This window comes from Mesorhizobium sp. ORS 3428, assembly GCF_001854785.1.
GTDB lineage: Bacteria > Pseudomonadota > Alphaproteobacteria > Rhizobiales > Rhizobiaceae > Mesorhizobium.
The window spans coordinates 116,216-129,918 of record NZ_MDFL01000057.1 but is presented as its reverse complement, the minus strand read 5'-3'; the positions used below and the strand labels follow the sequence as shown (position 1 = coordinate 129,918).

At 64.7% G+C, this 13,703-nt stretch carries 22 protein-coding genes; 17 read left to right on the top strand and 5 right to left on the bottom strand.

All coding sequences use genetic code 11. The features are described 5' to 3' along the window. Positions 1-10 precede the first annotated feature (10 nt). From ORS3428_RS07370 to ORS3428_RS33230, 5 genes are all read left to right on the top strand, one after another. Positions 11-205 (top strand): DUF2934 domain-containing protein, encoded by a 195-nt coding sequence (locus tag ORS3428_RS07370; RefSeq protein WP_071095977.1) that lies wholly within the window; start codon positions 11-13, stop codon positions 203-205. A gap of 331 nt (positions 206-536) precedes the next feature. Beyond that, positions 537-953: an HD domain-containing protein gene (locus ORS3428_RS07365; RefSeq protein WP_071096107.1), complete on the top strand. Its 417-nt coding sequence runs from the start codon at positions 537-539 to the stop codon at positions 951-953. A gap of 247 nt (positions 954-1,200) precedes the next feature. Further along, positions 1,201-2,205: a sensor histidine kinase gene (locus ORS3428_RS07360; RefSeq protein ID WP_244507880.1), complete on the top strand. Its 1,005-nt coding sequence runs from the start codon at positions 1,201-1,203 to the stop codon at positions 2,203-2,205. Positions 2,206-2,324: 119 nt separating this feature from the next. Continuing rightward, a complete protein-coding gene (locus ORS3428_RS07355; RefSeq protein WP_071095972.1) occupies positions 2,325-2,684 on the top strand; it encodes an SPW repeat protein in 360 nt (119 codons plus the stop codon). Between the two features lie 146 nt (positions 2,685-2,830). Then, entirely contained in the window at positions 2,831-2,986 is a 156-nt protein-coding gene (locus ORS3428_RS33230; RefSeq protein WP_157895937.1) for a hypothetical protein, read from the top strand. A 99-nt stretch (positions 2,987-3,085) separates the two neighbouring features. On the opposite strand, the gene ORS3428_RS07350 is transcribed toward ORS3428_RS33230, so the two are convergent. Further along, entirely contained in the window at positions 3,086-3,553 is a 468-nt protein-coding gene (locus ORS3428_RS07350) for an Lrp/AsnC family transcriptional regulator (protein ID WP_071095971.1), read from the bottom strand. Between the two features lie 142 nt (positions 3,554-3,695). On the opposite strand from ORS3428_RS07350, the gene ORS3428_RS07345 reads away from it, so the two are divergent. Together ORS3428_RS07345 and ORS3428_RS07340 are read left to right on the top strand one after the other, a co-directional pair. Then, the gene (locus tag ORS3428_RS07345) at positions 3,696-4,451 is read left to right on the top strand and encodes a tryptophan 2,3-dioxygenase family protein (RefSeq protein WP_071095969.1); all 756 of its coding nucleotides are present in this window, start codon (positions 3,696-3,698) and stop codon (positions 4,449-4,451) included. 283 nt (positions 4,452-4,734) lie between these two features. Beyond that, positions 4,735-5,154 carry a DoxX family protein gene (locus ORS3428_RS07340; RefSeq protein ID WP_071096105.1) on the top strand — a complete coding sequence of 140 codons (420 nt, stop codon included), beginning with the start codon at positions 4,735-4,737 and terminating at the stop codon, positions 5,152-5,154. 139 nt (positions 5,155-5,293) lie between these two features. On the opposite strand, the gene ORS3428_RS07335 is transcribed toward ORS3428_RS07340, so the two are convergent. The 4 genes from ORS3428_RS07335 to ORS3428_RS07320 all read right to left on the bottom strand — a co-directional run bounded on the left by ORS3428_RS07335 (position 5,294) and on the right by ORS3428_RS07320 (position 7,157). Beyond that, positions 5,294-5,599, bottom strand: coding sequence for a hypothetical protein (locus tag ORS3428_RS07335; RefSeq protein WP_071095967.1), 306 nt, complete (start codon positions 5,597-5,599; stop codon positions 5,294-5,296). Between the two features lie 158 nt (positions 5,600-5,757). Then, positions 5,758-6,027, bottom strand: a complete 270-nt coding sequence (locus ORS3428_RS07330; RefSeq protein ID WP_071095965.1) for a hypothetical protein — start codon at positions 6,025-6,027, stop codon at positions 5,758-5,760. A 191-nt stretch (positions 6,028-6,218) separates the two neighbouring features. Further along, positions 6,219-6,704 (bottom strand): hypothetical protein, encoded by a 486-nt coding sequence (locus ORS3428_RS07325; protein ID WP_244507879.1) that lies wholly within the window; start codon positions 6,702-6,704, stop codon positions 6,219-6,221. Between the two features lie 126 nt (positions 6,705-6,830). After that, positions 6,831-7,157 carry a hypothetical protein gene (locus ORS3428_RS07320; RefSeq protein ID WP_071095961.1) on the bottom strand — a complete coding sequence of 109 codons (327 nt, stop codon included), beginning with the start codon at positions 7,155-7,157 and terminating at the stop codon, positions 6,831-6,833. A gap of 502 nt (positions 7,158-7,659) precedes the next feature. Here ORS3428_RS07320 and ORS3428_RS07315 point away from each other — a divergent pair. The 10 genes from ORS3428_RS07315 (at position 7,660) to ORS3428_RS07270 (ending at position 13,622) form a co-directional block, all read left to right on the top strand. After that, the gene (locus ORS3428_RS07315; protein WP_071095959.1) at positions 7,660-8,136 is read left to right on the top strand and encodes a hypothetical protein; all 477 of its coding nucleotides are present in this window, start codon (positions 7,660-7,662) and stop codon (positions 8,134-8,136) included. Beyond that, the gene (locus ORS3428_RS07310; RefSeq protein WP_071095957.1) at positions 8,129-8,530 is read left to right on the top strand and encodes a hypothetical protein; all 402 of its coding nucleotides are present in this window, start codon (positions 8,129-8,131) and stop codon (positions 8,528-8,530) included. Before ORS3428_RS07315 ends, ORS3428_RS07310 begins: the two co-directional genes overlap by 8 nt. Then, a complete protein-coding gene (locus tag ORS3428_RS07305) occupies positions 8,475-9,164 on the top strand; it encodes a terminase large subunit domain-containing protein (RefSeq protein WP_244507878.1) in 690 nt (229 codons plus the stop codon). The genes ORS3428_RS07310 and ORS3428_RS07305 overlap by 56 nt, the downstream gene beginning before the upstream one ends. 309 nt (positions 9,165-9,473) lie before the next feature. Further along, positions 9,474-10,475 carry a bestrophin family protein gene (locus tag ORS3428_RS07300; protein WP_071095954.1) on the top strand — a complete coding sequence of 334 codons (1,002 nt, stop codon included), beginning with the start codon at positions 9,474-9,476 and terminating at the stop codon, positions 10,473-10,475. Between the two features lie 593 nt (positions 10,476-11,068). Beyond that, complete coding sequence (locus tag ORS3428_RS34395; protein WP_083355038.1) at positions 11,069-12,184, top strand: phage terminase large subunit family protein; 1,116 nt, start codon at positions 11,069-11,071, stop codon at positions 12,182-12,184. Beyond that, the gene (locus ORS3428_RS07290; RefSeq protein ID WP_071095949.1) at positions 12,181-12,384 is read left to right on the top strand and encodes a hypothetical protein; all 204 of its coding nucleotides are present in this window, start codon (positions 12,181-12,183) and stop codon (positions 12,382-12,384) included. Before ORS3428_RS34395 ends, ORS3428_RS07290 begins: the two co-directional genes overlap by 4 nt. A 104-nt stretch (positions 12,385-12,488) precedes the next feature. Continuing rightward, positions 12,489-12,728 (top strand): ABC transporter permease, encoded by a 240-nt coding sequence (locus ORS3428_RS07285; RefSeq protein WP_071095947.1) that lies wholly within the window; start codon positions 12,489-12,491, stop codon positions 12,726-12,728. Further along, positions 12,713-12,907: a hypothetical protein gene (locus tag ORS3428_RS07280; RefSeq protein WP_071095945.1), complete on the top strand. Its 195-nt coding sequence runs from the start codon at positions 12,713-12,715 to the stop codon at positions 12,905-12,907. Before ORS3428_RS07285 ends, ORS3428_RS07280 begins: the two co-directional genes overlap by 16 nt. Further along, positions 12,907-13,230, top strand: a complete 324-nt coding sequence (locus ORS3428_RS07275) for a hypothetical protein (RefSeq protein WP_071095943.1) — start codon at positions 12,907-12,909, stop codon at positions 13,228-13,230. Before ORS3428_RS07280 ends, ORS3428_RS07275 begins: the two co-directional genes overlap by 1 nt. A gap of 149 nt (positions 13,231-13,379) precedes the next feature. Continuing rightward, entirely contained in the window at positions 13,380-13,622 is a 243-nt protein-coding gene (locus ORS3428_RS07270) for a hypothetical protein (RefSeq protein ID WP_071095941.1), read from the top strand. Positions 13,623-13,703: the final 81 nt, after the last annotated feature.

Here is a 13,703-nt window from a genome sequence, read left to right as displayed (position 1 = left end):
GGAGCACGTCATGATCAGCCAGCACGAACGCATCGAGCACATCAGCAGGCGGGCGCGYGAGCTTTGGGAAAAGGAGGGATTTGCGTCCGATCGCGAGAAGGCTTGCTGGGACAAGGCCGTCGAGGAGTTTGAGTCAGGCAAGCTGACGGCCGGCCGCGAGCAGCCCGGGGCCAATGCCGCCGGCGACGGYGGCGCCGGCCACTGAAGCGCGTTGCGACGAATCGGATTCCGGCGACGTGCCCTAGTATTGTCTGACGTCGCCAAAACCACTGCGTACCCGGGTCGAGCCCGAGGGCATTTGGGCGACTTGCATCGGCTTTGCGGCATGCCGACAGGCTCACGACGAAAGCTTGGTGCGCCGCCGGTGGAAAATGTGAAGTCGGTCGGAACATTCCCGCGGCTGCGATGTTGGAGAGGAAGGCGCGCACCCCCGCTYCCCCCCGCGAAAGGCGCGCTGATGTATCGGGTATCCAGAGCCCGAGCAGCCCGCCTCGGTCGTCCCCCGCCGGGGCGGGCTTTTGGATGAAAAGATCGAGATGAGCATGCTTCACCGGGCCGCGAAGATCGCCAAGCAGGCCCATCGCGGCCAACGGGACAAGACCGGCCGACCCTATATCGAACATCTGAGGCGCGTGGCCGACGCTGTCGAAACGCTCGACGAGAAGACCGTCGCCTATCTGCACGACGTGGTGGAGAAAGGCGAGGGCTGGTCGCTGCGCAGGCTGGAGGCGGCCGGCTTCGGTTCGCGGGTGGTCGTGGCGGTCGATGCCCTGACCAGAAGGATGGACGAGGGCGAGCACACCTTCATCTGCCGCGCAGCCTCGAATCCGCTGTCGCTGCCCGTCAAGGTGGCAGATCTCAAGGACAATCTCTGGCAGGCGCACCAGGCGGGCATCGCCCCGACCAGGTACGAGGAGGGCCTGCGGCTGCTGGGCGAACTGACGGGCGGCTGACGCATGTTGCCCAAAGCGCAGCGGTTTTGGAGAATCGGCACGCGTAATACAAAGCTTAAAGCGCGTCGCCTGAATCCGCGCGACGCGCTTTAGAGTATTTCGCGGCTGGCGAAAGTCCCGATCGTTCCAAAGCTTGAGCGCTTGCCTTGATCCACGGCTGCGCTAACTAAGGCGCTGGTCAAATCGCGGGGTAGGGAAGGTGAAATCCGGGGGCAAGCCATCAGAACACGCTCTAACTGACGCGCGGTTGGCGGCGATTGTCGATTCCTCCTTCGACGCCATCATCGGCAAGGATGTGAACAGCATCATCACCGACTGGAACCACGCGGCCGAACGCATGTTCGGCTACAGCGCCGAGGAGGCCATCGGCCAGTCGATCCTGATGCTGGTCCCCGAGCATCTGCACGATGAGGAGGCTGACATCATCGGCCGCATCCGCCGGGGCGAAGGCATTTCTAGCTTAGAGACCACCAGAAAGCGCAGGGACGGCTCGCTGATTGCTGTCTCAGTCACGGTTTCGCCGATCAGGAACCACTCCGGCACGATTGTCGGCGCGTCCACGATAGCCCGCGACATCACGGCCGCCAAGGAAAGCGAGCGCCGCATTCGGCTCTTGATGCGCGAGGTCAATCATCGCGTGAAGAACCAGTTCGCAGTGATCCTGTCGATGGTCAGGGAAACCAGCAAGCGCTCGGCCAATCCCGGTGAGTTCGAGGAGATGATCCGCTCGCGCATCATGGCGCTGTCGCGCTCGCACGATCTTCTGGTCACGTCGGAATGGGGGGGCGCCAGCCTCTTCGACCTCATCCAGGAACATCTGAAGCCGTTCGGCCACGAGGAGCGCATCTCGCTCTCCGGCCCGCTGCTGATGCTGCAGTCCAATGCGGTGCAGAATCTCGGCATGGCGTTCCATGAGCTCGGCACCAACTCGGCGAAATATGGCGCGCTGGCTGGCGAGCGCGGCCACGTCGAGATCACCTGGACGGTCGAAACCGGCCTGGAAGCGCAGCGCGAGTTCCATCTTGTCTGGCAGGAGACGTCGCCCGCGCGCGGTGAGCAGGGTGAGACGAACGGGTCCGCGCGAAAAGGCTTCGGAACGGTTGTGCTGCAGCGCGTGGCGCCGCAGTCGCTTCGTGGCGCCTCCCTCCTCGAACGCTCGCCCGGCGAGCTCAAATGGTCGCTGACGGCGCCGATCGAGGCCATCGTCGTGCCGCAGCTCGGCGCCGAGAACGGAAATGATTTCAACGGTTGAGGCGCCTGCGAAGCCCACCCATCCCTTGCAGCGCCGTAAAAGTGTATTACATCAATTAATAGAGTGTGCGCATAGCACGCGAATGCAGTTGCTTTGGTCAAGCTTCTAAGGAGGTTGTGATGGCAAGCAAACTGTTGGAAGAAAGGAAGAGCAAGGACTGGATTACCCTGGTCCTCGCGATCTGCCTGTTCATCTCACCCTGGGTCATCGGATTCGCCGCTGTGACGACGCCGGCATGGAACGCCTGGATTGTGGGCGTTGTTCTCGCCGCGCTCGCCGTGGCTACGCTTTCGGTGTTCGCCGAATGGGAAGAATGGGTAAATCTCGTCCTCGGGCTCTGGCTGGTCGTCTCGCCCTGGCTGCTGCATTTCGCGGCTGACAGGAATGTAATGATCACGCATGTCGTTCTCGGCGTGCTCGTGGTCGCGGCGTCCGCCTGGGCCGTGTGGGACGTCCGCCATCCGCACGCGCATGCGTGAGCGGTGATCGACCTGGAGCCCGCCGCGCAAGCGGCGAGCTCCTTTTGATTTTTCGTACGGGGGCATCGGGCTGAACGGGCGCTGCGGCGGCTTCACGCGGTTGCTGCAAGCGGAAAGTTTTTCGTGCATTCTTGGGAATGGCCTCGATGCTCCACCCCGAACCGCCTGCCAAATGCTGCTCCTATTGCGGCGGCCGCGACCATGATTTCGAGGAATGCCCGAAGCGCAGGGCCGACGCCGAGAAGGAAGGAGTGGCGCCGGAGCCCGAGCCGGCTACCCGCGTGGAGCCCGGCCAGACGTAACCTCCGAATATCTGCCGTAGCCTTCCCCCTCTGGCTTGCCGACCACCTCCGATAAGGGGGAGATCGGCAGCTCCGACGCCCCGCCATTCCGCACCGTGACTATCTCAGCGCATGCGCCGCCGCATCGGCGAACGAGATGTCGCCCTTGATCTCGCGCATCGCCATGGAAGTGACTGTACGGCGCACGCCGGGCAGCCGGCTGAGCTCGACGCGCAGCATCCGGTCCAGCGCCCTCATGTCGACGGTGACGATCTGCAGCAGATAGTCGGCCTCGCCGGTGGTGGCGTGGCAGCGGCGGATCAGCGGGTGCCTCTTCACCGCCGCCTCGAAGGCGTCCGACACCTCGAAGTCGATCGACACCTGGATGAAGGCCTCGATGCCGAAACCGATCACGGCCGGATCGATGCGCGTGGAATAGCCGCGGATGACGCCGGCATCCTCCAGCGCCTTCACCCGTTTCCAGCAGGGCGTCTTGCTCAGCCCCACCTCCTCGGCCAGCTCGCCGAAGGAAATGCGGGCGTCGCGCTCCAAGGCGGCGATGATCTTGCGGTCGAGGGCGTCCAGCATGGCGCGTTCTCCAATTTGGCGAAAATGGACGAMAAATGTCCTCCGCTTTCCGCCATTTGGATAACAGAAAGGAACAATGTTCAAGCCGAAAGCGCTATCCTTGGCTATCTGCCGAACCATGCCCGCGCGAGGAGGATGAGCCATGGACAAATCGGATTATCACGCCCGCATCGAGACGCCGGAAATGCGCGACTACGGCGTCTATTTGAAAGTCGACCAACTGCTCGCCTGCCAGAAACCGCTGGCCGAGATGGTCAACGCCGACGAATTGCAGTTCCAGGTCGTRCACCAGATCGAGGAGCTGTGGATGAAGCTCATCGCCTACACGCTGGTCGACGTCCTCGATTATCTTGAGAGAGAGGATACGCACCGCATCGTCACGCTGATGGGCCGCGTGCACCGGCTGGTGCGCATGATGACGGCGCAGCTCGATCTTCTGGAGACCATGTCGCCCAAGGAGTACCAGCAGATCCGCCTCGAGCTCGGCAATGGCAGCGGCCAGGAATCGCCGGGCTTCAAGCTCATCCTGCGCCTGCCGCCGGAGCTCTGGCGGGCCTTCAAGCATGCTTACCTCGACGGCCGCGGGCTTTCCGTCGAGGACATCTACGACACCCACTACGATCATGGCGACGCCTATGTCGTGGCCGAGGCGCTGATCGAGTTCGACGAGCTATTCCAGAAATTCCGCGCCAACCACCTCTATCTCATCCACCGCTCGATCGGGCTCGGCGCGAAATCGCTCAAGGGGCGCCCGGTGGAAATCCTCGAAGGCGGCGCCCGCCACCGCTTCTTCCCCGAGCTCTGGGACATACGCTGCGACATGACCGACCGCTGGGGCGCCGCCTACGGCACGGTGCGGGACTCGATCAGCCATCCGCCGCAGGCGAAGGCGGGGTAGGGGCGGCACTTCTCCTTCTCCCCTTGCGGGAGAAGGTGGCCGAGCGAAGCTCGGACGGATGAGGGGTGTTGGACCGAGTGCGCCTTCGCCCATTGACTGCCGGTGCCGGATCTCCCGCCCCTCATTTCTTCCAACACCCCTGATCCGTCTCGGCGCTGCGCGCCGATCCACCTTCTCCCGCAAGGGGAGAAGGGAAGGAGAAAAATTTCCCACCCTTGTCGGAACCTTGGCCCTTGCTCCGTCCTTGGAGCACATCAACTGCATCGGACCCGGAGGGAACATCGTGGAAAATCAATCGGCCTGGCAGACCGCCGCCATTCTCATCGCTCGCCTGATCTTCGCCGCCGTCTTCGCGATGGCCGTCGCCTTCAAATTCATGGGTATGGGGGCCACCGCCGGCTACATCGCCGCCGCCGGTTTTCCGTTCCCGCTGTTCCTCGCCTGGTGCGCGGCGATCCTCGAATTGCTGCTGGTCATCGCCTTCCTCACCGGCGCCTTGTTCACGCCGGCGGCGCTTGTCGCCGCGCTCTACGTGATCTTCCTCGGCTTCGCATTCCACGGCCCGTCGCACTGGGCCGGCAACCAGGCCGAGTTCGGCTTCTTCGTCGACCATTTCACTTTCCTCGCCGGCCTGTTCTTCGCCGCCGTGCACGGCCCGGGCAGCGTGCTTGCCGTCCGGCAGGGCTGGCCGGGCGCGGCGTGAGTATCGCCGGCGGCCCCTTATCCGGCCCCTAGGCGGCCCCCTCTCCCTGTCGGGGAGAAGAGGCAGCGTCAGCGCTGAAAGCCTCCGCTCCCTCGGGGAGAGGTCAGCGAGCGAAGCGGAGGCTGGGTGAGGGGAGGCGTCACATCTGATCGTTGTAGGGCTCCTTCATCTGCCCGACCAGGCGCGCCAGCTTCGAGAAGGACGGCATGTCCGCTTCCGGCTGGCACTGGTTGGCGAGTTCGAGCAGGCGGATCGGGAAGTTGACGGCGTCACGGCTCGACGCCGACATGCCCTCGGACCGCTCTTCCCCGGTCTCGACGGCTTCGGCCTTGCGCAGCGCGATGTCGATCTCCTYGACCGACAGCACGCCCTTGCGCACCAACTGGTGGTTGATGGCGGCGACGGCCATCAGCAGGCCCTCAAGTTGCAGATTGGCTACGTTCATGGCTTTGGTTCCCGTTTGACCCGGTGTGAAACGCGCGAGCGGCTTTTCCGATCCGGGCGAACTTGCTGCATGTCGCCCAAAAGCGGTCTTGGCTTAACGGGGCAAACAAGGATTGAGCCGCGCCAGATGAGTCCCTTTCGGCGCGGCGCGCTTCAGCCCTACGCCTCCATCAGGCGCTGGCCGTATTCGGCCCAGAGCTGCTTGACCTCGCGGCTGCCGAGCGGCGGCGTCGAGCGGTCGCCATAGGAAATGGCGAGGGCGCTCAGATCATACTGGCCGTCGGCCTCTACGATGAAGCGGATCGCCTCACCGAGCGGCCTTGAGTGGAAGATCGGATCCGCCTGGCCCCGGCCGAGGCTGCGTACGCCCGAAATGCTTGCTGGCACATGCCGCATCCGAAAGACGGATGCCATGGCAGGTTTGTCCATGCCCGCTCTCCGCGATTCCAATGCGGGAATGATTCCATAAGGTTCGGCTAATGGCCAGCCTGTGGAAAACGCCGGGCGCGGGGCCTGGCCTCCCTGGCAAATCCATGTGGCGGCGACGACACGGCAGACCGTCTCGCGCCTTATCTGCCGCGTCGACACGGAAGCGACGAGACGGCAAGCCGTCTCGCGCTTCAGCGGTTCCAGTGGCGGAACCAGTCGGGGTCCGGCCGCGCGCTTCTGGCCATGGCGAGGCCGATCAGCACGCCGACCAGTCCACCCATCACCACCGCGCTCGAAATCGTGCCGGGGTTCTCCTGCACGGTTTCGGAAACGCCTTGCGCCTGGGTGCGCAGCTGCTTGGCCGTGCGCGAGGCGCGTTTGGAAGCGCCGTGGTACAAGTCGGAGGCGCGGTCGGCCGCCTCGTGGTACATGTCGGAGGCGCGCTCAGCCGCGCTTTGGTACCAGCCATAGGCCCTTTCCTCGGCCTGGTCGGCCAGCATCCGGTTGAGCCGGCTGACTTCACGCTTCAGCTCCGCGATCTGCTTCTTCATCGCCTCCTGGGAAGCGCCCGAAGACCGTGCGCTACGAGACGGCGCGCTTCTGTTGCGCGCTGCATTCGTCGTGCCCTTGCCGTCGCCTCTTGCGGGACCGGCAGTCCCTATATCATTGTCTGCCATTGGTTTTCTCCCTTTTCTTCATGCAACGGCTGAGGTCCCTCATGGTTCCCGCAAGCGTGCCAGACCGCGAAAGACAAGGGCCGTGGAGCGAACTCCACGGCCCTCTGATCCAACGAAACTCGAATGCTACTTGCCGCAATGGTTGTCATTGACGGTCGGCGCGCTGGTTCCGGGCGACAGGTTGCWGGCATCGGGCTGAGCACCCTGCGGGCCTGGCGCGCAGTTGCGGTCGGCGTTCGAGTTCATGTCGTCGTTCACGGCCGGGCCACTGGTGATGCTGCCGGTCGTGCTCGGATCGACGCTATTGGGAGCGGTCGTCGTCTGGCTGCTGCCAGACGTGCCGCTTGTGTCGCCTGAGCCCATGCCTGAACCCATGTGGCCGCTGCTCTGGGCCATCGCCGCCGTGGCAAGACCGATCGTGAGCGTCGAAGCCGCAAGGATAGTTTTAAACATGCTTTTCTCCTTTTCTTGACGAAAGGTCGTCGCGTCGCAAAGGGATCGTCGCGGCGCGACGAGAGCCAACCGCTCGGGCCGGCCATGGTTCCGACAAAACCGCGCCCCTGCGGCGACCTGTCCCGGTCAGGCGTTTTCGTTGCAGGTGCCGGCTAGGCCGCGAGCTAGGAAAATTTGCCTAATTGCTATTGCCCGGTGAGGGCAGCTCTGCTATGATTTTATCTATGGTGCTGATTTGCGCCGACGACCCGCCGCCCCGGCGGGTTTTTCGTATTCGCAATTTTTCAAGCAGGAGACATCGGCGGGACAGCGCCCCCCTCTGTCCTGCCGGACATCTCCCCCGCTTGGGGGGAGATCGGATGTCGCGCGGCTTTCGCCGATCGCCAACGTTGCAGGAATGGCGCCTTCGGCGAAGCCGGCAATCTCCCGAGATGGCCGGCAGGCCAGAGGGGGGCGGGAAGCAACGCGACGCTTCCGATTTGCCAGCACCGCCCGAGGCCTCATGYCACGCTATGCCACCATCATCGCCGGCGACGACGGTACGGAGATCGTCAGCGCCATCGGCGAGTTCGAGTCTTTCGGCCTGCCGCGTCGTGCCGGCCGCGTCGAGGAAGTCCCACCGGGCGTGCGCATCGGCATGGTGCGCGGCGGCCCGGTCGATGCCGTCGCCGGCTTCGGCTTTCCGCGCCAGGGCCCGGACCATTCGGCGATCGCGGCCGCCACGGCGAAGCTGAAGACAGGAGTAGCACCAGCGCCGAAGCTGCCGATCTCCCCCCAAGTGGGGGGCGCTGTCCCGCCAGCCTCGGCAATAGGCACGGCTGCATCCCACCAGGCCGCGCTGCCAAAGCCAGCCCGCGCCAAGACGCGCAAAAAGCCAGCCCGCGCAAAGACGCGCAAGAAGCCGGCGCGCAAGGCCGCCAAGGTGCGGAAGGTCTGTTCCGCAAGAGCATCAACATCCGAAGCGGCGAACCATGGCTGACAGCGCAGGCAAGGCCCGGCGCAAGAGCGCCGGTGCGAGGACCGCAAGAGCGAAGCCTGCCGCCGCCGCAACGGCTGCCCGGCCCAAGCGCTCCAAAAAGACGCTGGGCGACGATTTCGCCATTGCCCTTCGCGCCGATTTCCGCGCCCATGGCGCCGGCGTCATCGCCGCGGTGCGGGCGGAAAAGCCCGACCAGTATCTGAAGGTCGTGCTGTCGATGCTGCCCAAGGATTTTTCACAAGATCTCGATGTCAACAGTAACAGTCTCGAGCGGTTGAGCGATGAGGAGATCCGCAGCCGCATCCGCGGCCTCGAAGCGATCGTCCGGCCGTTCCTCGATGATGCGGACCTATCTGGCGCTGTTGGAGGAACTGGACCGGCGAAGTCGCCGTAACCAGCTGGCCGCCTACGCGCCTTATGAAAGGCAGGCCGAATTCCATGCCGCGGGCGCGACAAATCGCGAGCGCCTGTTCATGGCCGGCAACCAGCTCGGCAAGACCAGGGCAGGGGGCGCCGAATGGGCCATGCACCTTACCGGCCGCTACCCCGACTGGTGGGTGGGCAAGGTATTCGACACCCCGGTCCGGCTCTGGGCGGCGGGCGTCACTGGGGAAGGCACGCGCGACAATCCGCAGCGCGTGCTGGTCGGCCCGCCGCAGCAGCAGGCCGCTTGGGGAACCGGCATGATCCCGGCCGACGCCATCGCCGAAACGGTGATGGGCCGCAATGTTCCCGGTGCGATCGACAGCCTCGTCCTGCGCTGGGGCGGGGGCGGCGACGTGCAGCCGGGCGAAAGCGTGCTCTCCTTCAAGTCCTACGAGAAGGGCCGCGAGAAATGGCAGGGCGAGACGCTGCACGGCCTCTGGTTCGACGAGGAGCCGCCGCTCGACATCTATTCCGAGGGCCTCACCCGCACCAACGCAACGGGCGGCATCACCATCGTCACCTTCACGCCGCTGCTCGGCATGTCGGATGTGGTGTTGCGGTTTTTGTCGGCTGAAGAGGTGGAGACAAGAACCAAGGTTTGAGTTCGACGCTTCTGGCGTTTGYGCCGCCCCTCATGCCGCGACCTTCTCCCCGTATGGTGACGGGGAGAAGGGGCTGGAAGCGACGCCTGCGCCACCTTCTGCACCGCCGGCGATTAGCGAAACCATCGGCGAGATCGTCCCTCTCCCCGTCACTGTACGGGGAGAGGATGCCGGCAGGCAGGTGAGGGGCAGCGCCGGCGTTGGCGCTTTCTGCCGCTTGTTGACCAAAAGGCAGCCACTACGCCCGGCTGTCAAAACGCTTTCGACCCCTTATGGTGCACGTGATTTGCCTGCCGTGAGGGGTCGAGAATGTATGTAGGCCGTTCCTATAAGTTGCTGGACTTCGCGCTCTGGTCGCGGCGCAGCGTCATCTACATGGTCGTGGTGAGCGGATTGGCGATCGCGGCCTACCGCCTGCCGGCGACCGCCGGATTTTCCGTGCCATGGTCGATCGTGCTGGTGCTCGGCACCACGGTGTCGCTCGTCGCCGGCTTCAAGAATTCGCAGGTGTTCACCCGCGCTAATGAGGCCCTGCAGTCCTTTTCGCAGATCACCGCGAGCAGCCGGATGTGGTCCGGCTTGTGCCGGGATTTCATGGATGCCGCGATGGCCAGGCGGCTCATCCATCGCCACCTTGCCTGGCTGACGGCGCTGCGCTTCGCATTGCGGCGGCCGATGCCGTGGGAATCGCTGGCGAAAGCAGCCAATATCGAGTTCCGGAAGCGGCGCTATMACATCCAGGAAGACAAGACTTCGCTTGCCGACGAACTGCGCGCTCTGCTGGGCGAGGAAGCTGACAGCGTGCTMAAATCGCCACAGCCGGCAATAGCCCTTCTCGAGATGCAATCGGCTGAGGTCAACGGGCTGCTCAAGGGATCCGCCATTCCGACGCAGGTCTATTCCGAGCTTATGAAACTTGTTCGCGACTTCCACGACCAGCAGGCGCGTTGCGACCGCATCAAGAACAATCCCTATCCCCGGCAATACGCGATCGTCAGCTCGATCTTCATGATCATCTTCTGCACCTTGCTGCCGTTCGGCATCGTCCCGGTCTTTGCCGATATGGCGAAGCTGGGCGGCGTGCTCGGCGCGGTTTCGATCTGGCTCACCATCCCGTTCAGCGCGCTTCTGGGATGGGTCTACATGTCGCTCGACCTGGTCGGCGAGAGCAGCGCCAATCCCTTCGAGGGCGGCGCCAACGACGTGCCCATCTCGCAGATCTGCCGCGACATCGAGATCGAGCTGCGCAGGGGGCTTGGGGAAACCAGCCTGCCGGCGCCGCTGCCGGCGTTGAATGATATCGCGACGTGAGGTCTCCAACTCCTCGCCCCGCGCGAAGCGGGGGGAGAGGTGGCCGCGCAGCGGCCGGAGAGGGGTCTTCGTGGGGAGATTCGCTTGACGAATAGCCTCCGGCCCTTTCACCAAAACGCCGGCGCTGCCCCGCTCCGTCGCGGCTGCGCCGCGCCACCTCTCACCCACTTGCGCAGGGGGCGAGGATACCGGAGCAAAAGACGGATGAGATCCGATCAGGGGTATTTGCTGCCCGCGAGCTGCCTGGCCCGGCCCTCAGGAGTGGTTGCTTTACGAGTTAGCGGACCACACAAAATACTTTCCGCGCCTGTATACCGATTGAAATAGATCATGCAGGACTTATTTGGAGTATCAGGAATACAAACTTCTCGTTTGTATCCAGCCCATCCATTTGCGACCATTCTGCAGGTCTTTTTACTCGTATCATACGGAACATTCGACTGATTGACGCATGYCGATGCACTGGCTGCAATGGCCACGATGACTGCTATGCGGATCATGTATCTCCCCCCAAGCCGCCAGCAGCTTTGCACTGATGAACAGTATTATCAATGGCAGTTGCTCATCACGGCAGATAATTACGGCACGCTAATATGTCCCGACACGTCACCTTCATGACCATCGACGATGCCGGCCACTATAGCCCCGAGCAGCGTGCCGAGATTATCGCCGCCTATCCCGAGCATGAGCGGGAAGCGCGCGCGAAAGRCATTCCGGTGCTGGGCTCCGGCCGCATCTTTCCGGTGGCGGAGGAGATGATTGCCTGCGAGCCCTTCAAGCTGCCGCGCTGGTGGCCGCGCATCGGCGCGCTCGATTTCGGCTGGGATCACCCTTCCGCCGCTGTCGAACTCGCCTGGGATACCGAAGCCGATATCGTCTACGTCACCAAGGCCCATCGCGCCGCGCAGCAGACGCCGGCGATGCAGGCGCTGGCGCTGAAAGCCTGGGGCGAATGGCTGCCCTTCGCCTGGCCGCGCGACGGCCGCCGCGAGACGCTGGAAGGCGCCGGCGTGGCTTTGGCCAAGCAATATGAAGCACATGGGCTGAACATGCTTTCGGGCCACGCCCGCTTCGCGGACGGCTCGGTCTCGGTCGAGGCCGGACTGATGGAGATGCTCGACCGCATGCAATCCGGCCGCTTCAAGGTTTTTTCGACGCTCCACGTCTGGTGCTTCTATTGGGACGCCGTGCAAGGCGCCGGGCTTCCCGACGGCATCGACTACGCCGTCTTCGATTTCGCTGTGAACAGCGGGCCGGGCAGGGCGGCCAAATACCTGCAGGCCGCGCTCGGCGTGGCTGAGGACGGCAGGATCGGCCCAGTCACTCTCGTGGCGGCCCGGGCGAAGCCCGCCGGCTTCGTCATCGACGCGCTCTGCGACGCGCGGCTCGCCTTTCTCCAGCGGCTGCCCACTTGGCCGACCTTCGGCAAGGGCTGGAGCGCGCGCGTTGCGTCCGTGCGCGCACAGGCGCTGCTCATCTCCGCCCAGCCTGATGCGATCGTCCAGCCTTCGTCGCAGGCGCCGGCATCCGCCACGGAACAGCCTGCCGCCGGCACCGCTGACGGCGATGGCGCCGCACCGGCCGTTCCGGCGGCGCCGGCGTCGTCCGGCAAGACGGGCGTGCTCGTGCTCATCGCTCTGGCGCTCGGCTCGGCCGCCGCCTGGGCCGCGCATCTTCCCTGCAATCTCTTCGGAGTGCGCTGCCAATGATCGCCGTCATCATCCGCATCGCCTTGCGCTACGGCGCCGGCATCCTCGTGGCGCGCGGCCTGCTTGGCGCCGGCGACGCCGCGGCGCTTTCGGCCGATCCCGACATCCAGATGGCGCTCGAAACCGGTATCGGCCTGGCAGTCAGCCTTGCCACCGAGGCCTGGTACGCGCTCGCCCGAAAATTCCCCTGGTCGAAGTAGGAGGGGCAAATGGTCGAGGTCTTCACCGAACTCATCCGCCGGGCCTTGCCCTGGGTCATCGGCGCGCTGCTCCTTGTCGCCGCCCTCGTCGTCTGGTGGCTGTCATGACGGCGCTGCTGTCCTTCCTCTCCGGAAATCCGGCGATCCTCGGCGTGCTGGCGTCCTTCATCGCCGCACTTGGCTGGGGCTTTCACCAGCGGCAGGCCGGGGCGCGGGCCGAGCGCGAGCGGCAAGCCAAAGCAGAAGCGGCCGCCCGCGCGCTCGCCGACCAGGTCGACAACGACATCGGCGCGCTGCCGGCCGATGCGGTCAAGAAGGAGCTGAAATCATGGGCAAGGGACTGATCGCGGCCGTCCTCGTCGCCGCGCTAGGCGGCTGTGCCACGGCCAAGGGCGGCTTCTGTGCCGTTTCCGCGCCGCTGCGCCTCTCCGCCAAGGCTGTCGATTCGCTCTCGGACGAGGAGGCGAGGGCGCTACTCGCCCATAACCGCAAGGGCGAAAAACTCTGCGGCTGGAGGCCCTGATGCACGACATCTTCGATCTGCTCGGAGTCAAGGGCCAGGTGGTGGCCGCCGGTCTTGCCGGCGGCGTGCTCAGGGCGCTGTCGCGCCATCGCTACAAGCTGCGCGAGATGGTGGCCTCGCCGATCTGCGGGGCGCTCGCCGCCGCCTATCTGACGCTGCCCGTGGTCGCCTGGATCCAGGCGAGCGGCCTGCCGATGCCCGACGCCGCCGACGACACCACCACGCTCGCCGCCGCCTTCCTGATCGGCGTCTCGGCCATGTGGATCTCGGATATCGTCTTCGAGGTGGTGGTGCGACGGTTCAAGCCGGCGTCCGAGGAATAGCAGCCGGCGCGGCACGGGCGCCGCCCATCCAGGTCCGCTCGCCGGCGATCTCAACCGGCAGCAAAGATTCTCCAAACCCCGTGAACCAATTCGCGCTGCCGGGCGACGCATAAGTGCAAATGAACACTATGCACCATGGAGATTTTCCGATGACTGCAATCCTGCGCAATGCACTTCTTGCCGCTGTGGCCATGTCGGCCCTGGCCGGCTCCGCGATGGCCGGCCAGCGGGCGGCTGTCTACGAATGCGACAACACGCCGACCAACATGCTCTGGGCCGGCCGCTGCTGCGGCGTCGGCGATGCCAACTGCCTGGGTGGCGAAAGCCATGGCCATGACAGGGGCAACCCCGGCAGGGGCGACAAGGGCGGAAACGACAAGGGGCCCAAGTGAGGCTGATCCAAGGAAATACCGATGCTCGCCGGTCTGCCCGACCGGCGAGCATCGGCTGTGGGCCGGCGCCGCACTCGGTTC